Origin of the sequence: Pseudomonas sp. IT-P2 (assembly GCF_949767575.1) — a bacterium.
In the GTDB taxonomy this organism is placed as follows: Bacteria; Pseudomonadota; Gammaproteobacteria; order Pseudomonadales; family Pseudomonadaceae; genus Aquipseudomonas; species Aquipseudomonas pharyngis.
This window is the reverse complement of record NZ_CATKQA010000001.1, coordinates 65,345-82,835: the sequence shown is the minus strand read 5'-3', so window position 1 is coordinate 82,835 and position 17,491 is coordinate 65,345. Positions and strand designations below refer to the sequence as shown.

At 59.2% G+C, this 17,491-nt stretch carries 26 protein-coding genes; 4 read left to right on the top strand and 22 right to left on the bottom strand.

All coding sequences use genetic code 11. The features are described from left to right. Nucleotides 1-6: 6 nt before the first annotated feature. The 17 genes from ACM6JM_RS00425 to ACM6JM_RS00345 all read right to left on the bottom strand — a co-directional run bounded on the left by ACM6JM_RS00425 (nt 7) and on the right by ACM6JM_RS00345 (nt 11,297). Nucleotides 7-531: a phage tail protein gene (locus tag ACM6JM_RS00425; RefSeq protein WP_134333605.1), complete on the bottom strand. Its 525-nt coding sequence runs from the start codon at nt 529-531 to the stop codon at nt 7-9. Continuing rightward, a complete protein-coding gene (locus ACM6JM_RS00420; RefSeq protein WP_134333604.1) occupies nt 524-1,699 on the bottom strand; it encodes a baseplate J/gp47 family protein in 1,176 nt (391 codons plus the stop codon). Before ACM6JM_RS00420 ends, ACM6JM_RS00425 begins: the two co-directional genes overlap by 8 nt. Further along, a complete protein-coding gene (locus ACM6JM_RS00415; RefSeq protein ID WP_134333603.1) occupies nt 1,696-2,013 on the bottom strand; it encodes a DUF2590 family protein in 318 nt (105 codons plus the stop codon). The genes ACM6JM_RS00420 and ACM6JM_RS00415 overlap by 4 nt, the downstream gene beginning before the upstream one ends. Further along, complete coding sequence (locus ACM6JM_RS00410) at nt 2,010-3,968, bottom strand: phage tail tape measure protein (RefSeq protein ID WP_134333602.1); 1,959 nt, start codon at nt 3,966-3,968, stop codon at nt 2,010-2,012. Before ACM6JM_RS00410 ends, ACM6JM_RS00415 begins: the two co-directional genes overlap by 4 nt. A 14-nt stretch (nt 3,969-3,982) precedes the next feature. After that, nucleotides 3,983-4,123, bottom strand: coding sequence for a DUF6890 family protein (locus ACM6JM_RS00405; protein ID WP_166742310.1), 141 nt, complete (start codon nt 4,121-4,123; stop codon nt 3,983-3,985). Nucleotides 4,124-4,146: 23 nt separating this feature from the next. Next, nucleotides 4,147-4,434, bottom strand: coding sequence for a putative phage tail assembly chaperone (locus ACM6JM_RS00400; protein ID WP_134333601.1), 288 nt, complete (start codon nt 4,432-4,434; stop codon nt 4,147-4,149). Then, on the bottom strand, nt 4,431-4,703 hold the full coding sequence (locus ACM6JM_RS00395) for a hypothetical protein (RefSeq protein WP_134333600.1): 273 nt from the start codon (nt 4,701-4,703) through the stop codon (nt 4,431-4,433). The genes ACM6JM_RS00400 and ACM6JM_RS00395 overlap by 4 nt, the downstream gene beginning before the upstream one ends. Continuing rightward, a complete protein-coding gene (locus ACM6JM_RS00390; RefSeq protein ID WP_134333599.1) occupies nt 4,700-5,098 on the bottom strand; it encodes a DUF1353 domain-containing protein in 399 nt (132 codons plus the stop codon). The genes ACM6JM_RS00395 and ACM6JM_RS00390 overlap by 4 nt, the downstream gene beginning before the upstream one ends. Nucleotides 5,099-5,100: 2 nt before the next feature. Next, a complete protein-coding gene (locus tag ACM6JM_RS00385; protein ID WP_134333598.1) occupies nt 5,101-5,496 on the bottom strand; it encodes a D-Ala-D-Ala carboxypeptidase family metallohydrolase in 396 nt (131 codons plus the stop codon). After that, nucleotides 5,496-5,945, bottom strand: coding sequence for a phage protein (locus tag ACM6JM_RS00380; protein WP_134333597.1), 450 nt, complete (start codon nt 5,943-5,945; stop codon nt 5,496-5,498). Before ACM6JM_RS00380 ends, ACM6JM_RS00385 begins: the two co-directional genes overlap by 1 nt. Before the next feature lie 3 nt (nt 5,946-5,948). Then, nucleotides 5,949-7,064, bottom strand: a complete 1,116-nt coding sequence (locus ACM6JM_RS00375; RefSeq protein ID WP_414881123.1) for a DUF2586 domain-containing protein — start codon at nt 7,062-7,064, stop codon at nt 5,949-5,951. A gap of 12 nt (nt 7,065-7,076) precedes the next feature. Beyond that, the gene (locus ACM6JM_RS00370) at nt 7,077-7,733 is read right to left on the bottom strand and encodes a phage virion morphogenesis protein (protein WP_134333595.1); all 657 of its coding nucleotides are present in this window, start codon (nt 7,731-7,733) and stop codon (nt 7,077-7,079) included. Continuing rightward, nucleotides 7,714-8,169 carry a phage tail protein gene (locus ACM6JM_RS00365; protein ID WP_134333594.1) on the bottom strand — a complete coding sequence of 152 codons (456 nt, stop codon included), beginning with the start codon at nt 8,167-8,169 and terminating at the stop codon, nt 7,714-7,716. The genes ACM6JM_RS00370 and ACM6JM_RS00365 overlap by 20 nt, the downstream gene beginning before the upstream one ends. Next, entirely contained in the window at nt 8,169-8,630 is a 462-nt protein-coding gene (locus tag ACM6JM_RS00360; protein WP_134333593.1) for a head completion/stabilization protein, read from the bottom strand. Before ACM6JM_RS00360 ends, ACM6JM_RS00365 begins: the two co-directional genes overlap by 1 nt. Before the next feature lie 95 nt (nt 8,631-8,725). Beyond that, nucleotides 8,726-9,415, bottom strand: coding sequence for a phage terminase small subunit (gpM, locus tag ACM6JM_RS00355; protein ID WP_134333592.1), 690 nt, complete (start codon nt 9,413-9,415; stop codon nt 8,726-8,728). Then, nucleotides 9,412-10,461, bottom strand: coding sequence for a phage major capsid protein, P2 family (locus ACM6JM_RS00350; protein ID WP_372240788.1), 1,050 nt, complete (start codon nt 10,459-10,461; stop codon nt 9,412-9,414). The genes gpM and ACM6JM_RS00350 overlap by 4 nt, the downstream gene beginning before the upstream one ends. Further along, nucleotides 10,458-11,297 carry a GPO family capsid scaffolding protein gene (locus ACM6JM_RS00345; RefSeq protein WP_414881122.1) on the bottom strand — a complete coding sequence of 280 codons (840 nt, stop codon included), beginning with the start codon at nt 11,295-11,297 and terminating at the stop codon, nt 10,458-10,460. Before ACM6JM_RS00345 ends, ACM6JM_RS00350 begins: the two co-directional genes overlap by 4 nt. A 160-nt stretch (nt 11,298-11,457) precedes the next feature. Between ACM6JM_RS00345 and ACM6JM_RS00340 the strand changes: the two genes are divergently transcribed. The 4 genes from ACM6JM_RS00340 to ACM6JM_RS00325 all read left to right on the top strand — a co-directional run bounded on the left by ACM6JM_RS00340 (nt 11,458) and on the right by ACM6JM_RS00325 (nt 15,026). After that, a complete protein-coding gene (locus ACM6JM_RS00340; protein WP_414881121.1) occupies nt 11,458-13,497 on the top strand; it encodes a terminase large subunit domain-containing protein in 2,040 nt (679 codons plus the stop codon). Further along, entirely contained in the window at nt 13,409-14,260 is an 852-nt protein-coding gene (locus tag ACM6JM_RS00335) for a phage portal protein (RefSeq protein WP_414881168.1), read from the top strand. The genes ACM6JM_RS00340 and ACM6JM_RS00335 overlap by 89 nt, the downstream gene beginning before the upstream one ends. Before the next feature lie 147 nt (nt 14,261-14,407). Beyond that, complete coding sequence (locus ACM6JM_RS00330; RefSeq protein ID WP_134333587.1) at nt 14,408-14,641, top strand: hypothetical protein; 234 nt, start codon at nt 14,408-14,410, stop codon at nt 14,639-14,641. A gap of 130 nt (nt 14,642-14,771) precedes the next feature. Then, the gene (locus ACM6JM_RS00325) at nt 14,772-15,026 is read left to right on the top strand and encodes an ogr/Delta-like zinc finger family protein (RefSeq protein WP_134333586.1); all 255 of its coding nucleotides are present in this window, start codon (nt 14,772-14,774) and stop codon (nt 15,024-15,026) included. 31 nt (nt 15,027-15,057) lie between these two features. On the opposite strand, the gene ACM6JM_RS00320 is transcribed toward ACM6JM_RS00325, so the two are convergent. The 5 genes from ACM6JM_RS00320 to ACM6JM_RS00300 all read right to left on the bottom strand — a co-directional run bounded on the left by ACM6JM_RS00320 (nt 15,058) and on the right by ACM6JM_RS00300 (nt 17,354). Next, nucleotides 15,058-15,441: a DUF6124 family protein gene (locus tag ACM6JM_RS00320; protein WP_414881120.1), complete on the bottom strand. Its 384-nt coding sequence runs from the start codon at nt 15,439-15,441 to the stop codon at nt 15,058-15,060. 442 nt (nt 15,442-15,883) lie between these two features. After that, nucleotides 15,884-16,120 carry a hypothetical protein gene (locus tag ACM6JM_RS00315; RefSeq protein ID WP_134333584.1) on the bottom strand — a complete coding sequence of 79 codons (237 nt, stop codon included), beginning with the start codon at nt 16,118-16,120 and terminating at the stop codon, nt 15,884-15,886. Between the two features lie 278 nt (nt 16,121-16,398). Beyond that, nucleotides 16,399-16,770 carry a hypothetical protein gene (locus ACM6JM_RS00310; RefSeq protein ID WP_414881119.1) on the bottom strand — a complete coding sequence of 124 codons (372 nt, stop codon included), beginning with the start codon at nt 16,768-16,770 and terminating at the stop codon, nt 16,399-16,401. 26 nt (nt 16,771-16,796) lie between these two features. Next, on the bottom strand, nt 16,797-17,048 hold the full coding sequence (locus tag ACM6JM_RS00305; protein ID WP_414881118.1) for a hypothetical protein: 252 nt from the start codon (nt 17,046-17,048) through the stop codon (nt 16,797-16,799). A 12-nt stretch (nt 17,049-17,060) separates the two neighbouring features. Beyond that, nucleotides 17,061-17,354 carry a hypothetical protein gene (locus ACM6JM_RS00300; protein WP_134333581.1) on the bottom strand — a complete coding sequence of 98 codons (294 nt, stop codon included), beginning with the start codon at nt 17,352-17,354 and terminating at the stop codon, nt 17,061-17,063. Nucleotides 17,355-17,491: the final 137 nt, after the last annotated feature.

The window sequence follows — 17,491 nt, the reverse complement described above, 5'->3', positions numbered from 1 at the left end:
GCGCTCCTACAGTGTGGCAACCAGCGTTTGCTGGTCGTCGTTGAAATCGATCAGGGCGACCCGCACGGTCACGGGGGTGATGGTCACAAAGTCATAGCGCCGGCAGGTGCGGCCGTATTGCTGGACGAGCACGCGCAACAGCTCAGGGTTGTCCGCCAGTTGCGAGTCTGTGAGCTTGAGCAACACCACGTCCCAGTCCCGCTCGGGCAGGCGCTCTTCGATCTCGACATAGCCCACCCCCAGACGATTGAGGATGCGCTTCATGCCGGCGGTGGATCCGGCATCCACCGAGTTGATAAAGGCGTACTTGACCCGCAAGCGGTACAACGGCTCAGGCTCTGTACTGAAGCGCGTGATGTCCCGCTGCCAGGCCAGCAGGTCGAGAATGGTCAGGTGGCAGTGTTCGGGGTCCATCTGATGCAGCGGCCAGTGCAGCCAGCCTTGCACGGTCTCCCACCAGGCCTGCGCGGCCGCGCACAACTTGGCCAGCTCGCCGGCGCCGAGCCAGAACGGCAATTTCAACTTACGCATGGAGTTGTACCGCCAGGCTTTCGATCCGTGGCACGTTCAGCTCGGACACGATGTCGCTGTTGCTGAAATGCAGCGACTCGATGCGTGGGAACTGCGCGTGCAGTTCCTCGCCCAAGCGGCTGAACGAAAACCGCGACTGGGGGAAGGTCAGCGTCGGCTGGTAATCGCTGGCTGTGCTTTCGCGAAAGGCGGCGCGGATAAATTGCTCGATCTGTTCCTGCAATTGGCTGCGTTGCTCGGCGCTCAGGTTCGGTCGTGGCCACACCTCCAATGCAATGGCGTGGCGGGTGTCGGGCATGACCCTCACCAGCAGGTCGTCGCCATGGCCATGGTTGCCGCCTTCGCGGATGTAGGCGTTGATCTGCTGCAAGTACTCGTCTGCCGGCACGCCGGCCTCAAACAGCACAAACGCGTTGGCACTGCCTGGCCCGCGGGGTGCACCGTGCTCAAAGTAAACGCCGTCCGGGCGCACGCCTGGGAATGAGGCGATCATGGCGCGATACACCGCGTCAGTGTGGTACTGGTTAACCGCCGAAAACTGGTTGCGGGTACGCAACTGCAACTGGTCATTGGGTTCGGCGTCGGCGCCGGGTTGGGTCAGCCAGTCCTCTGCGTTCACCACTTGGGCAATGCCCGGTACCGGCACCGGTAAAATCGCGTAGTACCCGGGCGCCAGGTTGTAACCGCTGCCGACTTCCGTCGCCTCGACGGGGATGGACAGTTGCAATTGGCCGTCCGTGAAAATGCCGGGCAGGGTGGTGGTCAGTTCGTAGACGTGGCCATTGATGGCCGCGGAGTGCACGCGGGTGCCCACCGGCACCTCCATCGAGCCAGCGCTGCCGGTGCGGGTAAACAGCAGTTCACCTTGGGCTTTGGTCGAGCCTTTGCGCTCGGTGTTCACCGCCCAAGCGAGCATATCCAGCCAGCCATCGACGGCGGTTTTGACAAACAGGTTGGGCAAGACCGTGTCGATGATGAAGCCCATCAGCCACACCACCGGTTTGGTCACCAGCTCGCTGACGATGCGCCAGAACGGTGACCAGGCGCTGGTGTTGCTGATGTTGCTGCCCTGAGCCGCGGCCTCTTTTTCCCAGGCTTTTTTCAGCTCGGCCTCGGTGGTTGGGATGCCGGCATCGCGTAGCGCCTGTTTGAAATCGACGTCGCTCATACCGTCACCTTCACATGGCCGAACTTCACAGTAGTGGCCGTCACCAGGTAGCGGCCGGGTGCCTCGGGCACGATTCGCGCGGTGCCGGGCACCAGGCGTTCGTCGGCCTCCACCAGCAGCTCCAGCTGTTGCCGGCAGTCACGCTGACGCAGCGGGTCGCGCTCGGCCACCAGCGTCACCAGCAGCCCGCTGTCACGGATCATGTGGGCGATGTCCTGGGCGATGCTCGCACGATCGTCCACCAGCAGGGGCTGGTGAGACGGATCGAGCACCAGGTCATTGCCGGCAATCAGCAGATCGATGTATTCGCTCATCCGGCCATCTCCATCAGCCCTTCAAGTTCATGGGTGGTCATGGGTTTGCTCGTGTAGATGTGTTGGTTCTCGACGTGGGTGCCCTTGTTCTGCGTGGTGCTGTTCTGAAGGCTGGTCAGCAGGCCGCCGGGGGGCACCGCGGCGGCGCGGTTGGGGGAGAGCGAAGGGATCGCGGCGTTGATGGTTTGCTGGGCGCGCTGCGCGGCCTCAAGACTCGCCAGATCTGGGCCGGCCGGGAGTTCGCCGAACTGCGCCTTGATATGCACGCCGGGGATCTTGTTCAGCATCGCGATCAGCCCATTGATGGCGCTGTGAAAGATCGCCACGATGCCGTCCCACGCCGCCTTGGCCATGCCGGACCAGCCGCCCATGGAATCGAACCAGGCGGACAGGGCGCTCAACTGCTCACTGACCCATTTGAACGCCGCCGTTTCCATCAGGGCGGTGGTCCATTCGTCCCAGAAGTAGACGGCGGCGAGAATGACAGCGACCAGGGCGAGGATCCCCAGCACGATCCAGGTCACCGGGTTGGCCCACAGCGCGGCATTGGTCAGCCAGATCGCGGCTTGCCAGAGCAACATGCCGCTCCGGACAAGGCCCATCCAGGTGTACATCAACACCAGCCCGGCGACGAACAGGCCGATCATGATCACGTGCCCCAGCACACGCAGTGCGCCGCGCAGGTTCAGCAGATTCCAGACCTTCAGGAGCGCCACTGAACCGACAAAAGCCGTACGCCAAACGCCAAACACGAACGTCATCAGCGCCACGCCGGCGGTTAGGCCCAGCACGGTCAGCGCTGCCAAGCCGATGACCCGTGTCAGGTTGGGAAACAGCGTGGTCCATCGTGTGACCGAGCCGCCGCCTTCGGCGAGCCGTTCCAGAATGGGGTTAAAAGTGGGCAGCAGTTTCTGGCCGAAGGAAATCCGCACGGCCATGATTGCGCTGTCGAAGCGCTCCCACGGATCGGCGATATCCTTGGCCATTTTGTCCGCCTGCTCCAGCCCTTTGACCTTGGCCAACTGGTCGATGTTGTTGGCCAGGTCACCGGTTTTGGGCAGCAGTTGGGTAATCAGGCCCATCGCCTGTTTGCCGCCGAACGCCTTGCTGATCAGGTCGGTTTTGGCGGCGTCCAGATCGCCAAACTTGCCGTTGATCTTGCCGAGAATGTCCACCATCGGCAGTAGCCGACCTTGGCTGTCGGTAAAAGACAGGCCGAGCTTTTGCTGCGCACCGTAGGCGCTGGCGAGAAAGGCGCGGTATTTGGTGCCAGCCTCACCACCACTCATGGTCGCCTGCAGCGTGCCGAGAATGGCGATCTGTTCGGCGGCCTGGACACCGGCCGATGCCCCGCTGGCCCCCAAGGCGGTGAAGGCGTTGCTCATGCCTTGGCCGGTGGTCTTGAACATTTGCACGGCGGTTGCCGTTTGCCCCGTCAATTGCTCGACCCAGGCGCCTTTGCCCATGGCGTCGGCCTGGGTCTGGAAGATCCCGTACATCGTGCCCACGTAATCGGTGATGGTCGCGGCATCGGCCTTGGTGGCCTTGGCCAACAGGTTGGACGCGCCGGTGAAGGTCGCCAGCTGGGTGCCGGTCAACCCCGCAATCGCGCTCTGAATGTCATAGGCCGAACTGACAAACGCCGTGGCGTTGGTGCCGTAGGCGATACTGAATTGCAGGGATTTTTTATTGAGCAATTCCAACGCATCCGCCGCCACGCCCAGGCTCTGCACTTCGCCCAGCGCTGCGTTCTGCCCCAGTGCCGGCGCCATAGCCGCCTTCAAGGCGTAGGCGGTGCCGACCATGCCGGCCATGCCCACGCCCATTTGCTGGATGCCTTTCTGGCCACGGGTGGCCAGCTCGCTGAAACTGGTTTTAACCTTGCCCAACGGCTGGCTCACGCGGTCAACCAAGCGCAGGATAAAATCCAGCTTGCTGGTGGCGGATGCGCTCATTTATTGATCCTTGCTCAGCCTTTGAGGGCCATGGCGATGCCGTTGGCCACGGCGATTTCCATGCGTTTCCAGTGTTCGTCTTCCAGCCATTTGGCGGTGCCCAGGTTGTCGGCGGTGGGTTCGGCACCGGGCAGCCAGCGTTCGGTCAGGGCCATCAGTTGACCCAGCCCGTCGTCGCTCAGGCGGTCAGCACGGTCGAGGGCTTTTTTACGACGATTTCAACGTCTGGCGCGTACTCTTCCAACAACGTTCCCGCCAGTTGCATGACCAGCACCGGATTGCCCAGGTGCGGGCGCAGGGCGGGCAGATGGTCCGGTAACACGGTGTTGGTCAGCAGATTGTTGGACGGGGCCACTTTGTTGTTGGGCGTGACGGCGTTGAAGTACTTGGTGACGTCCTGGGGGGCCAGGCCGAACGTGAAGTCCTGTTCGCCGATGCTCAGGGTGATGTCGCGACGGTCGCTCATGGCGTGTTCCTTTTGTTGAGGTTGGCAAAATAGGCGTCCAGGCAATGTTCCAGGCGCTTTTCAAAGCGGTATTCGAGTTTCACCAGGGCCTTGTCGATGGCCTCCTGTTTGCCGCTGTGCTTGGCCATTTCGACGCGCAGTTCCATGTTCTCCCGGCGCGCGGCATTGACCTGGCGAAACAAGTAGATCTGGAAACCGGCCACGCCGGTCAGCACCCCCTCGGTCATCAGCAACATCACACTGATGTGCATGGGCGTCAGATCGATCATGTCCAGTTCCCCCGACCACCGATGCGCACGGCCTGCCACAGCAGCCAGGCCAGAGGCTTGGCTGTGCCTTCTTCCAACAGGGCGTCGTAGAAAATCCGATCGGCTTCGCGCTTGGTGAAGCGATGGGTCTGGTCGGTGTAGAGGTAGTCGTGCACCACCGACGGCCGGCGGGTGGTCGGGCACTGGCTGTCCACCAGCCGGCGCGCCAGGCGCGGCACGCTGGCCAGATCCGAAAGGTAACCGACCGGCACCACAATCAGTTGCGATGCCCGAGGCTGGTAGCCGCTGGGCAAGGGCGGTGTCAGGTGGTAATGGCGGTAGAGCAGGGGGTTGATCACTTCCCAGCGGTGATGCCCCGGCCGATGACGCAGTTCCAACTGGCTTTCGAAGGGCATGGTCAGTAGCTCCAGATCATTGGGCTGGGCAGGTGACCGCCTTCCGGCGCCAGGCCCAGGTGCACGAATCGCGACGGCCCTTTCTGATGGATGCCGATTCGGACAAAGCCCAGGTTCAGCGCCAAGTGCACAATCTTGAAGGCCTCTTGCCCGCTGCATCGCACATCCACCGCCAGGCCTTGGGTGTGTTCACCGGGCATGGTTTTGTCGCGCTCGTTGGGGTGGTTGCGGCACCGGTAAGCGCTGCTCAGCGGCATAGGTTTGCCGTAGACCAGGCGCAGGCGAACCAACAGGGTCATGAATGCGGGGTCCATCTCGCTGCCGTCGCTGATGCAGTGGCCACAGTGGCAGCGCAGCTCTGTGCTGGAAAAGTACCGCCGGCTGGATTGATCGCTCATCAGCGCAGGCCCTCGGTCTCGCTGGCATCCAGGTAGGGCACGCCGTTGATGCGAATGAAGTCCGGGCTGGTGACGTCGAACGGCACTTTGTGGGTGCTCTTCTGCCCGCCCTTGGGGTCGATATCCAGCAGGCTGGAGATTTTCAGCTTGCAGCCGAAGGCCTCCACGCGCAGCTCCTCGGTGGCAGTCTTGGCGAAAAACAGGGTGTCGAAGGGTTTGAGTTTGCGGAACGAGCCGGCACGGCCGGCCGCCTCGATCAACAACTTCAGGTTGGCACTGTCGAATTCGAATTCACCGCTGGCCGCCACGTCACCGTCCACGTGGCCATCGGGCACACCTTTGGTCTGGGCCACAGCGCTGTTATCAGTGATGTCGAGCGTGGCCTTTTCGATATGCACCTGCAGGTCGCCCAGGTTCACATCGAAGTTCATGCCGCTGATTCGGGCCATGGGTTATTCCTCATCGTCCAAAGACAGATCCAGGGCGATGTTCGCGGTCAGGTCTTTAGGGCAGTTGTAGGGGCGGATCAGCAGATACGCTTCGAGGGTGGTGCGGGTTTTCCAGACCAGGGTGATGTCGCCGTCTTTGGGCGGCTGGATGTCGCCGGGAAATTGCACGCCGGCAAACTCCACCGCGCGGGACATTTCGCGCAGTGGGCGCATCAACCTCAATTTGGTAGCGGCCATGCTGTTGGGCGTGTTGTTGACTTGGCGATCGGCGACCATCTGGATCAGCAGGATCCGCACACGGCGGGCGGCCTTGTCGACGATGCGCAGGTTTTCCACCACGGTGAAGTCACTGCCGGGGGCATCCAGCAAGTTCGCATCACCCCAGAACACGCCGGGGTAGTCGGGGTAGGTTTGCGGCACCGACAGGCGCAGTTTGTCCAGCTCGGTCAGGATCGAGGACGGCAGTGGGATGCCTTCTTTGTCCACGGGCGTGGGGCCCAGGCCGATCAGGGCGCCGGTGGCCACGCGCATTGGGCTGTCGGCAATGCTGACGGCGGCGTTGGCCAACCGACCGGCCAGCACGCCGAGGTTGTTGCCGTGCAGTTGCGGCACTACCAGCACACGGGGGGCGGCAACGTCTGCGACGAGCGGGCGCTGCGCCTGCACGTAGCCCGACCATTCCTGCGTGGTCGTGATGCCTTCACTGGCGGCCATGACGAACACGCGCCGGCCAAAGCGGTTGTTCAGGTTGCCGGCGGCGGTGTGCATGGCCTTCACCTGATCGGCAGTGTCCACCGGTTTGGTGATGGCGATGGCCTCGACCGACACGCCTTCGTTTTGCGCCATGTCTAGGGCTGTTTTCCAGTCACCGTCGTCGGCGAGGGGGACGGCGGCGCAGGCCCAGCGGTTGCCGCCGTTGTTGCGGGCGGCGGTGATTTGGGTTTTCAGATCGCTGTCAGCGACACCTAGCTGAGCATCAAGGTCGCTTTGGGTATTGAGCGCCAAGAGCTTGCCGACGTTTTTTGCCGCCGGGCCGATGAACAGAAAATAGCGCTCGATCTCCGTCACCGGGCCTTGGCCCAGGTTGAGGTTGTTGACGCTGACTTGACCTTGAGCCATGGGGTGGCCTCGTTATTTGGGCGAATGTAGGACTTGCTGCAATACGGTGCCGAGCATTTCGCGCACCCCGGCGGCGTCGGCACCGAGCGCGTCACGAGCGGGCAGGACGATTTTCCAGCTTTGTTTTTTGGGGGCGCCTTGAAGCCGGTCCAGGATCAAACCGGCCTGACCTTTTTTCAGGTTGGCCACGATCCAGTCGGCACCGGGCTGTACCCAGATTTCGCCCTGGCGGATCTGGTAGCCGGCCTTGAGCAACGCACGGGCCAGCCGCTTGGTGGCGGGGGCATCGTTTTTGGGATTTTTGGCGCGACGCCTGATTTTTCCCGGCGTCATGATTTCTGTTTGCCCGCTTTGGTGTTCGGCGGCGATACGTGAGAGGGGGCGTTGCCGCCAGCCCAGGACGGATTGATTCGTCGTGGTGCTCAGCACTTTCAGGCCTCTGCTTAAGCCGCGCAGCATTTTGCGTTTTCTGCCGGTTTTGCGGGCGGCAAACGCGGAGCCGTCCAGGTTGCGCTGGCTGCGGGTGCGCTTGCGGTTTTGCGTGGCCAGCCGGCTGCCGGCATTTTTCAACACGCGCCGACGCTTGTTCGGTGGCAACGACAACAGCTGCAGGTGCTGTTGAGCGCTCAGAAGCCCGCGGATGTCGAGGCTAAGCGTCGGCGCGGTCATGGACGACAGTCCCCCGTTCAGCCACCCAGAGGTCGAACGGCACGAACGCCCAGCGTTTGCCGAAGGCTTCAATTTCACCGTCGGCAGACTCGGCCAGGTGTTGCGGCTCAATGAAGTCCAGTTGCAGTTCGATGTCCGCCAGATCTGCATCGAGCTGGTCTATTTCAAACGTGGGCGCCGCCAGGTTCTGGTCTTCGCGATCGGGGTCGTTGACCTCAAGCCACGAACCCACCAGGGCCAGCAGCCGCGCTGGGTTGTCGGCAAACCGCTCAATGACGATCGCTGCCCGGTAACGCATGTCGCCCATGTGAAGCCCGTCGGTGGTGGGCTTCCAGTACAGCGGCAACGTGACCTGTTCGGCCCAGCTGTCGAACTGCTCTGGCGACACCATGCCGCGTTCGACCAGGAATCGACTCAGTGCCTTTAGTTTTTCCATCAGATCAACTCGGCGGTGACGCGGCTGCGGCCCTGAATCAAGCGCACGGCTTGCTGGCTGAAACACAGAAATTGATCGTGGGTCTGGGGGCTTTCCTTGGCCCAGTTTGCTGCGGTGTCGCGGCGATTAACGGTGGCGAACTGAGCCAGCAGATAGGCCTTGGCGCGGCAGTACACGGCGCGTTTGTAGCTGGCGGCCATGAATGTGCGCTCGGCCAACAACATCGGGTCAGCGTTGGCCACGTTGTGGATGCCGACGGCTTGCCAGTCTGCTTTGCGCTTGGCCAGATCCATGTTCACTTCGCCAATCGCTTGCGTGATGCCGTCCACCAGCAACTCGACCAAAAACTCCGCGGGCAGGCGGTAGCCTCTCTGAAACTCGGCCAGGTCCAGATCTGGCCAAAAACCGTCATTGGTGATCGGTTGGGCGATCAGGGTGGTGGGTTTGCCGGAAAAGCTCATGGCGGGCGGCTCACTCGAATAAAAGGCGGGGGTGACTGTTGTTGGTCATTGGCACAAGGCCATGGCCGCAACAGGCCCCCGCTGGGGTGGGTAAGTCAGGTGTCGGCGTTTTGCCGGCGTAGGGCTTTGGTGGCGTCTTCGATCCGGGTTTTCACACCGATGGCGGGGTACAGCTCGGCGGCGCGCTCGAAGCGGGCGATGGCATCGCTCCACTGTTCTTGCTCCATGGCAATGATCCCCAGCAGCTTGTGAAAGCGCGCCGGGATCCGCTCGTAGAGTTGCCATTCGCCGTCCACGCGGGGCAGCAGTTGGGTCAGGTAAGGTTCGGGGCTGCGTTTGGCTTCGTGTTCTGCTTCGGCCCACTCAATGAGGGTGTCCGCGATAAATGTCGGAATGTCGCGTTTGAAGCGTTCCGGCATAGCCTGACCTTGCTGCATGGCGAATTCAGCAAGGTCCAGGGCTTGTTCAAACTGCTCGGTATCGAAGAGCCAGATCAGCACTTGCATCAACACCGGGTTGGGATGATTGAGGCCGGAATCGCGGTAGCGCTGTACGTAGTCCAGGTATTTGGGCAGGAGGTCTTCACGCTTGAGTCGCTGGCGCTCGGCCAGTGAGTTGAGGTCGGACAGTCGGGCACAGTCTTCGGCCAGGGCGAGGGTCATCAACGCCAAGTGTTTTTGTGCGTTGGCTGGGCCAGCCAGTGCCGTGCCCGGGGTGTAGACTTCGGCACTGACTGCGGGGCCTTCCTGGAGTACGCGGTGTTTGTGCAGAAGGGCCAGGCTCATGGTTGTTCCCCTTCTGTGGCATCGGGCACCAGCTCGACGTTGGCGGCCTCGATGGCGGCAAATTTGCCGAGTTGTTCGACCACATACCCTTCGTTGCGGCTGTTGTAGTCCTCAGTGCGCGAGCGTTTGGGGTTGGCTTGCAGGTAGCGTCGCCAAGAGCTGTCTTGAAAGTAGATCGACAGGTTGTTGAACGAGGTAACGGTGACGCCCTTGGACGGAAAGTGCGGGCAGGTGTAAGAGGGCAGGCCGCCGTAGGTATCGATCACTTGCGACAATTCGACCTTCTGTTTCTCACTAGGCGTGTGGCCATGTTTGGCGTACAGCTTGCCTTTGTCGTGGGCCAACAGGTCTCGGCCGATGATTGCGATCAGGTCGTCGCCGTCTCGGAACTCTTCGTCGATCATCAGTGACACATCGAAGACCAGCGCGTCGAGGTTAGGGTAGTCACCCAGACGGCCGATGCGGATTTTGCCGGGTGTTTTGCCTTGGATAAGGATCTGCTGCGGAGCCTGTTCGCGGACGATTTGCAGCCAGCCTTTGTTCACGTCCTGAAGCAGTGGGTTTGCCTCGCGGTCGGTGTCTGGTTTGGCGTCTGTGCCGTGCCAGCCGATCATGATGCGGTCCAGTCCCATCTGGCGGTGGACGGCGGCGCTGTAGCGTTTGGCGAAGTCTTTGAATTTGGCCCAAGCGTCGATGGTGGCGAATTTGAGAGTGACGTCGCTGTGGGTGTCGAACAGCTCATAGCCTTTGCCATCTAGCCCAAGCACATTGCGCGGTTCACGGTCGCGGTGATCGGTATTGGTACGCCCGGTCACGGTGCCGTTGACGCCCATCATGACCTTTTCACCTTTGATCTCGCTCACACCGATAACGTTGATGCGCTGCAAAAACGCGGAGCTCTGGGTGATGCGGTCGTTGAGTGTTTGGGCGTGGGTGGGCTCGACATTGAACTCTTCCCGCGCTGATACGACGCCGTAGGTTCGTGCGACGCTTTCTTGCAGGGCGTGATAGGTCTGGCGGGCGTGTTCGCTGAGTTGACTCATCAGTAAACGGGCTCCGGTTCCGGTGTCACGGCGCCGGTGGTCAGCGGCACGGTCTGGCCTTTGCCTTGGTTGAGTGCGGTGTTGAAGGTCTCGGTCAGCTTGTCGAGCGAGCCTTTGAGTTCATTGAATTGTTCGAGGGTGACGGCGGCGGGAGTCGGTGGCGTTGCTTCGGCCTTGGGCTGCTCGACGGGTTGGGTGGCAAAGGTGGTCGCGCTTTTTTCCAGGCTGCTGGCGGCGGTGCTGAGTTTTTCCACCGCCGTGGTGAAGGCTTCGGCCGTTTTTTGATCCATGGGGGGCGTCTCGTCTTGGGTGGGGGCCTTGCTGCCCAGTTGGCTGAACAGGCGGGTGAAAAAGGACATCGCTGTTTCGTCGGTGGGTTCAGCGCGGATCAGTTGGCCCAGTGCTTCATCTGAGGCGAAGCACTGGCTGTCGCCGACACGGCGGGAAAAGTGGAGTTGCGCTGTGCCCAGACTGGCCGGCTCATCGGTGACGGCCAGCCCACGCAAGTAAGGTTTGCCGGTGTCGGCGAAATTGGGTGCGATCTCGATGCTGGGGAACAGCTTCTGCGCTTCTTTGTTGAGCTGAAGCAGCCGGTCGTTGGGTGCCAGTCGGGCGAATAGCCGCACTTTGTTGTCGTCCAGCTCTTCGGCTTTTAGCTCGCTCACACTGCCGAAGTTGCCCAGGTAGCGAATGTGTTCGAACCAGATGACAGCGGTGTACGTGTCTGGGTCGTAGGCGTCGGCCATGTCTCGCAACACCTGCGGATCGATGTGACGACCGTCGACGGTTTTGCCGCTGGTGGCGACGGGTTTCCAGTCGGTGACAAAGTGGCGGGGCATGGTTAGGAACGCTCTGCATCCGTTTCAATGTCGCCACGATAGGCGGTCAGAAACGGGCCAACAAACGGTTCCACTGCGGGTAATTCCTAGAACGTTGAAATAGGTTTTTCGCAGAATTTAAAGGCGGGTTTGCGCGTTTTTGGCTGCTTAGACTGCGGTCATGCCCTACTCAATTGAAGTTCGCGACACTGCCAAACGGCTTTATCTGCGCCGCTGCAAACCGAAAGAAATTCAAGCCGAACTCAAGCTGCCCAATGTGCGGATCGTTTACTACTGGATCGCCAAGGGCTGCTGGGATGAGCTGCTGACCGATGAAGAACCGCTGACGGCGGTCAGTCGACGCATCACCTTGATGCTGGAAAAGCCGGGTGCTCTGGGTAAAGCCGAACTGGATGAACTTGATCGCTTGACGACGTTGCGTGAGCGGTTGCTGAAGCAGTGCAGCAAATCCGCTGCGCGAGGCGTTGAACCAGCATCGCCCGAGCGACCAACCCGGCAGCGAGAAAGCGAGCGGGACGGGGAGAAAAAGCGCAAATCCAAACCGGTTAAAAACGATATCTCGCACCTGACCGAGGTGGATTTTCTCGCCAAGTTCACCAGCGGGCTCTACGGCTATCAAAAGGAATTGTTTGAGGCCAAACAGAATCCGCTGACCCGGCGGATCCGCAATGTTCTGAAATGCCGGCAATCGGGCCTGACCTATTACTTCGCCGGCGAAGCCTTCATGGATGCGGTGCTGACCGGTGACAACCAGATGTTCTTGTCGGCCAGCCGTTCGCAGTCGGAGATTTTCCGAAATTACATCATCAAGGCCGCCCGCGAATGGTTCGGCCTGGAGTTGACCGGTAACCCGATCATTCTGAGTAACGGTGCCGAGTTGCGGTTTCTCAGTACCAACAGCAGTACCGCGCAGGGTTATCACGGCCATGTGTACGTGGATGAGTATTTCTGGATCCGCGACTTCAAGAAGCTCAACAATCTGGCCGGCGCGATGGCTACGCACAAGAAGTGGCGCAAGACGTATTTCTCGACACCCAGTGCTGTCAGCCATCAGGCCTATCCGTTCTGGACGGGGGACGAGTTCCGTCGCGGCAAACACAAGAAGGCGAATCAACCGTTTCCCGGTGAGGCGGAGTTGCGCAAGGGGGCGCTGTGCCCGGACGGTCAGTGGCGCAAGATCATCAACATCTTCGATGCGGTGGCCGGTGGTTGCGATCTGTTCGATCTTGAGCAGTTGCGTCTGGAAAACTCGGACGAGGTGTTTGAGCAGATCTACCTTTGCCAGTTCATCGACAGTACCCAGAGCGCGTTCAGCCTGGCGGATCTGGAGCGGTGTTATTCGGACTGCACATTGTGGGCCGACTACAACACCGACCCCAAAGCCGAACGACCCTTTGGCAATTCCCCCGTGTGGCTGGGTTACGACCCCAGCCGCACGCGGGACGATGCCACGTGTGTGGTGGTCGCGCCGCCGCTGGAGCAGGGCGGCAAGTTCCGGATTCTGGAAAAGCATTCCTGGCGCGGCCACTCGTTCACCTACCAGGCCGCCCAGGTGAAGAAGATCTGCGATCGCTTCAACGTGCAGCACATCGGCATCGATGTCACGGGTGTCGGGTATGGCGTGTTCGACCTGGTGCGCGATTTTTATCCGAGAGCGACGCCGATTCACTACAGCCTTGAGACCAAGAACACGCTGGTGCTCAAGGCTCAAGACACGATTCAAGGTCGACGGATTGAGTGGGACGCTGGGTGGAATGACATCGCCGCGGCCTTCCTGACCATCAAGCGTGCCGCCACCACCAGTGGCCAGATCACCTACAGCGCTTCGCGCACCGAGGCCACCGGCCATGCCGATATCGCGTGGGCGGTGATGCATGCGCTGGCTAACGAACCTTTGAACATCAACAAGCGCCGGCGTAGCCGCTGGTCAACTTTGGAAGCCAGCCATGAACGAGCACACGCCACTCATCCCGCCGACCACAGAGGCACCTACCGCGCTACGCGGTATTCGGACCTTCAGCTTCGGCGCGCCGGAATCGGTGCTGGCCGGGAGCATGGGCGAGTACCTGGGCGTGTTCGCCAGCGACGACGGGCAGATCTACACGCCGCCCGTGTCACGCGAGGGGCTTGCCAAGTTGCTGCGCGCCAACGCGCATCACGGCACGATTCCGCGCTTCAAACGCAACCTGCTGCTGCGTGATTTCATCCCGTCTGCCGGATGCAGTGCGCAGACAATGGGGCGAGCTGCGCTGGATTTTATGGTGTTCGGTGAGGGGTACTTTCAGCGAAAGCGCAATGTGATTGGCCAGGTGCTGGAACTGGGGCATCTGCCGGCGTTGAACATGCGGCGCAAGGTTGGCGGCGGGTTCTTGATGTTGCGGCCCAATGGTCAGCATCTGCATTTTGAAGAGGATGACGTTGAACACGTCATGGACTACGACGTGGAACAGAACATCTATGGTGTGCCCGACTATCTGGGCGGGATGCATGCGTTGTTGCTGAACGAGTCGGCGACGTTGTTTCGGCGGCGCTACTTCAATAACGGCGCGCATGCGGGGTTTGTGTTTTACACCAACGACCCGAACCTGTCCGAAGAGGACGAGAAGGCCTTGCAGGCGAAGATTGCGGGCAGCAAAGGCGTTGGTAATTTTCGATCGCTGTTCGTCAATATTCCGGGAGGCAGTGACAAGGCGATTCAGATCATCCCGGTGGGGGACATTGCGACGAAGGATGAATTCGAGCGAATCAAGAACATCACTCGAAATGACGTGATTGCCGCATGGCGGATGAATCCTGCGCTGGCGGGGGTAATGCCGGAAAACGCGGCAGGGTTTGGGGATATTGAAAAGATCGACCGGGTGTATACGAATAATGAGATTCGACCGATTATGCAGTTGTTTTCGCAGGTGAATAATTTACTGCGGAAAGATCGTGCGATTAATTGGCTGTCCTGCAATGCTTAATCGTATATATAGCGTGTTTGTTCTTATGGTAAATGGTTCTTAAAAGCTGTTATTTCTGACAGTGGTTTTTGAGCGGTAACGGCGCCAAGCTTTCTACTGGTGGTGTTTATTTTCATTGTGAAAGATTCGTAACTTGGAGCTTGTGCCATGCCAACTACTATTGTGAAAAATATCCCAGTAGGTCTGATTGATGAAGAGTTGCGCACTCGGATTTCTGCAAAGTTCGCAGTGCGGGTTATCAATATTGAGCGAGATCCACAAGGGTCACAAGCGACGATAACGTGGGAGCCTCAGATCAATCGAATATTAGGCAAAGTTCCGTCAGCTGTTTTTGTAACGGAAGTTGATTTTGGAATTATAGAGATTCAAGAGGCTCGATGAGTTCGCGAGTTGGTCGGCGTTTACGGTATGAAAGCCTATGTGCCAGATTTTGATATTTAGTTTTGTTTGAATTGGTGGGTTTAGGTTAGGTTGGGTAAAATGTGCTTTTGGTTAATGCTGAGAGTCCTCGATGCGCGTGGTATGTAAGTTCTGTTGCCAGAAAGGTCGTATTGTTTCAAGAGATGTATTATCAACGGATTTTGTTCGATTATATTGTCAGTGTGGGTCTGCACAATGTGGCCACACTTGGGTGGCTCACTTGACCTTTTCCCACACGCTCAGCCCTTGCGCCCAGGCGTTTGATCGATTGTTGTTTGATCGCTTGCGCGCATTGCCTCGTGCCCAACAGCGTGACCTTTTCGACCAACTGGGTATGTTGATGTAAAGGCGAGGGGGAGCCCCTCGCCAGGTGGGTGTTACTCAATGGGCACGAGCTGGTCCAGCACTTGGTTTACGGCCAGTTCCGACAGCATCACGATTTGCGCGATGCCTTGGGCGGTTTTGCGGTGGGTGCCTTGGAGGTCGGCGGCGAAGTCGTTGAGCATGACGCTGGCAGACCCTAGGGTTTCACAGGCGTCGACCAGGAGTGTTTCGTTGCTCGACTTGGGATTGGCCATGTAGTTGCGATTGGGGTAGTAGTCCGCGGCCATGATGCGGGCGGTGGGTGGGCCCAGGTAGTAGTCGAGGGCGCGCTCGGCGGCTTCGTTGAATTTTTTAGAACCGGGGCATTCGTAGGGGGATGTCGGATCTGGGATGGTCGTTGGTTCGGAGACCGGCGGATTTGGCGTAACTTTGAACATGGTGAGCATACCTTTGATAAGGCCGCATCCATCACGCTGCTACACGATAGGGTGGCGGCTGTGCGCAAGTTAGCAGACCGGCAGCTCACCAAACACCGGTGCACCCGAAGGTGCCATGCACACAGCCACCATCAAGCTCAGACAAATGTCTGGCTGGACGATACTTGTGAAACCGGTAAGCAAACGTATCCGGGCTGCTAAACCCGATCACTGGGAATCAGTGATGCAACCAACTTAACAGTTAGCCCGAGGCGCACAAGCCGGCGGATTCTGGCGTAGCCGTAGGCAACGGCGCAAGGATTTGTAGCCCTTGGGAAGTATCACGGCGTGTCTATAAACAGACTTTTTGAACCTGTTTACCAGCAGAAATACTCTGAGGAAATGTCTGACGCGGCCACTTGGCGGCGTCAGTTTTTTGGCCTGGTGATGTTGCTGGTGGGGCTCAACCGGTGCGCAGCATGGACACCGGCAGGTCGGTGGCCTCTTCGCCCTGCGCACGCAACAGGCTTTCGGCGTTTTCATAGGCTTGCATGCGGCTTTTGCCGTACTCAAACAAAGCCAGTTTGCTGCGTTTGTTGAGCGTTATGTCGGAGGTGCACAGTTCGACGAACAGTGAAAATGAGTGCCCGCATTCCTCGAATTTTTCGCGAACTTCCATGGCGTTTTTGGGGGTGGACATCACTTGACTCCTTGTTCTTTATGCTGTCAGTGGCGAGTTTATTTATGTTGAAAGTTTTGCGTCAATATTTATTACAAGTCGATTTTTGCTGTTGGTTTGTAGCGGTAAAACTTCTGTCGCTGTTTGAGATATTTCCTACGCGTGTTGAATAGTAAGTCGATACGTTAAGTGTGTATTTATATTCGATATCTCTGGTTTCAATACGTTATCTGACTTGTAGGGACGTTCGGTACAAAGAATAAGGGCGCCGTGGCGCCCTTATTGATGCAATGGCCGTGTCAGATGTAGACGCGAGGGTCTGGCCGGTAGTCGTTTTTTATCTTTTCGAGCTGGCTAATGCGTTCCTCGGCCGAGGACAGCAGGCGTCGTAAGTTGTCGTAGTCGGTGGCGGCTACGACATTCAGGCGTTGACCGAAGATGTGAACGTGATAGTGCTTAACGCGGTACGGGCAAGGGGGTAGTTGTATGACCAAGGTGCCGTCTTGGCTGACGTGGAAGGTGTCGACGGTCAGGGCTATGTTGCAGCCGGTAATGGTGGCTTTGAGTGGTACGTCGTTGCCATGTTGGCGAGCGAGGATGGCTAAGCGCATCGCCAGCCCATTGGCAGTGATGAGGTAGGGGGCGGTGTTGTTTGTTTGCTGTTCTTGCATGGTGTAGCTCCTTGTTTTACGGGTTTTCAGGCTTGATGCAGACGTGTGGCGGTGTAGATCGGCTGTTGCTCGCAGCGCACTTCGAACAAGCCCAGGTCTTTGCCGTCGACGCTCTGCAGGTGGACGACGGTGATGTGGCTTGGGGTGTCGTGGGGGTGCGCGCGCCAGTGTTGGGCGGCGGCGAGTTCGGCCAGGCCTTCGTCGGTGCAGAACAGGACGAAGGTGCCTGGCAGTACGAGTTGGCCGGGCAGAGTGTTGGCGCTGTAGCGGATGAGCATTGCGGTGTTCTCTTATGCCTGGCGTACGAGGTGCACGGTGAAGTCGGACGGGATTCGCGAGTAGTCGCCTTGGGCTTTGAGTTTCATCACGGCTTTGATCTGGAATTGAGTGCAGTCGTCGGCCAGAAAAAACTTGGCTCCGGCGATGGCGTGCTCTGACAGTTGGTTGATGAAGTAGGGGGTAGTGAAGTGTTGACCGACGAGGATCGGGGCTTGTATGCCTTGGCGTTTCAACTTGCTTTGGATGGCCAATAGTTGGGTTGTTTTGCCGGTGCTTTTTTCGCCGGTGATGACTTGGACTTGCATGGTGTTGCTCCTTTCTTTTGAAACGGGTTTGGGTGTGGCGCCTGAAAAAAAGGCGCAGGTGCCCGTGCGTTCACCGGAACATCCGGAACGCTTGTTGGTTGGAAGTGGTGAGTGCCCGATTTACGGGGTTTGTGATG

Bases quoted from the DNA above. Each gene is read 5' to 3' on its own strand.
- ACM6JM_RS00425 (WP_134333605.1), bottom strand. From the start codon at position 531: ATGCGTAAGTTGAAATTGCCGTTCTGGCTCGGCGCCGGCGAGCTGGCC.
- ACM6JM_RS00420 (WP_134333604.1), bottom strand. From the start codon at position 1,699: ATGAGCGACGTCGATTTCAAACAGGCGCTACGCGATGCCGGCATCCCA.
- ACM6JM_RS00415 (WP_134333603.1), bottom strand. From the start codon at position 2,013: ATGAGCGAATACATCGATCTGCTGATTGCCGGCAATGACCTGGTGCTC.
- ACM6JM_RS00410 (WP_134333602.1), bottom strand. From the start codon at position 3,968: ATGAGCGCATCCGCCACCAGCAAGCTGGATTTTATCCTGCGCTTGGTT.
- ACM6JM_RS00405 (WP_166742310.1), bottom strand. From the start codon at position 4,123: ATGGCCCTGACCGAACGCTGGCTGCCCGGTGCCGAACCCACCGCCGAC.
- ACM6JM_RS00400 (WP_134333601.1), bottom strand. From the start codon at position 4,434: ATGAGCGACCGTCGCGACATCACCCTGAGCATCGGCGAACAGGACTTC.
- ACM6JM_RS00395 (WP_134333600.1), bottom strand. From the start codon at position 4,703: ATGATCGATCTGACGCCCATGCACATCAGTGTGATGTTGCTGATGACC.
- ACM6JM_RS00390 (WP_134333599.1), bottom strand. From the start codon at position 5,098: ATGCCCTTCGAAAGCCAGTTGGAACTGCGTCATCGGCCGGGGCATCAC.
- ACM6JM_RS00385 (WP_134333598.1), bottom strand. From the start codon at position 5,496: ATGAGCGATCAATCCAGCCGGCGGTACTTTTCCAGCACAGAGCTGCGC.
- ACM6JM_RS00380 (WP_134333597.1), bottom strand. From the start codon at position 5,945: ATGGCCCGAATCAGCGGCATGAACTTCGATGTGAACCTGGGCGACCTG.
- ACM6JM_RS00375 (WP_414881123.1), bottom strand. From the start codon at position 7,064: ATGGCTCAAGGTCAAGTCAGCGTCAACAACCTCAACCTGGGCCAAGGC.
- ACM6JM_RS00370 (WP_134333595.1), bottom strand. From the start codon at position 7,733: ATGACCGCGCCGACGCTTAGCCTCGACATCCGCGGGCTTCTGAGCGCT.
- ACM6JM_RS00365 (WP_134333594.1), bottom strand. From the start codon at position 8,169: ATGGAAAAACTAAAGGCACTGAGTCGATTCCTGGTCGAACGCGGCATG.
- ACM6JM_RS00360 (WP_134333593.1), bottom strand. From the start codon at position 8,630: ATGAGCTTTTCCGGCAAACCCACCACCCTGATCGCCCAACCGATCACC.
- gpM (WP_134333592.1), bottom strand. From the start codon at position 9,415: ATGAGCCTGGCCCTTCTGCACAAACACCGCGTACTCCAGGAAGGCCCC.
- ACM6JM_RS00345 (WP_414881122.1), bottom strand. From the start codon at position 11,297: ATGCCCCGCCACTTTGTCACCGACTGGAAACCCGTCGCCACCAGCGGC.
- ACM6JM_RS00340 (WP_414881121.1), top strand. From the start codon at position 11,458: ATGCCCTACTCAATTGAAGTTCGCGACACTGCCAAACGGCTTTATCTG.
- ACM6JM_RS00330 (WP_134333587.1), top strand. From the start codon at position 14,408: ATGCCAACTACTATTGTGAAAAATATCCCAGTAGGTCTGATTGATGAA.
- ACM6JM_RS00325 (WP_134333586.1), top strand. From the start codon at position 14,772: ATGCGCGTGGTATGTAAGTTCTGTTGCCAGAAAGGTCGTATTGTTTCA.
- ACM6JM_RS00320 (WP_414881120.1), bottom strand. From the start codon at position 15,441: ATGTTCAAAGTTACGCCAAATCCGCCGGTCTCCGAACCAACGACCATC.
- ACM6JM_RS00315 (WP_134333584.1), bottom strand. From the start codon at position 16,120: ATGTCCACCCCCAAAAACGCCATGGAAGTTCGCGAAAAATTCGAGGAA.
- ACM6JM_RS00310 (WP_414881119.1), bottom strand. From the start codon at position 16,770: ATGCAAGAACAGCAAACAAACAACACCGCCCCCTACCTCATCACTGCC.
- ACM6JM_RS00305 (WP_414881118.1), bottom strand. From the start codon at position 17,048: ATGCTCATCCGCTACAGCGCCAACACTCTGCCCGGCCAACTCGTACTG.
- ACM6JM_RS00300 (WP_134333581.1), bottom strand. From the start codon at position 17,354: ATGCAAGTCCAAGTCATCACCGGCGAAAAAAGCACCGGCAAAACAACC.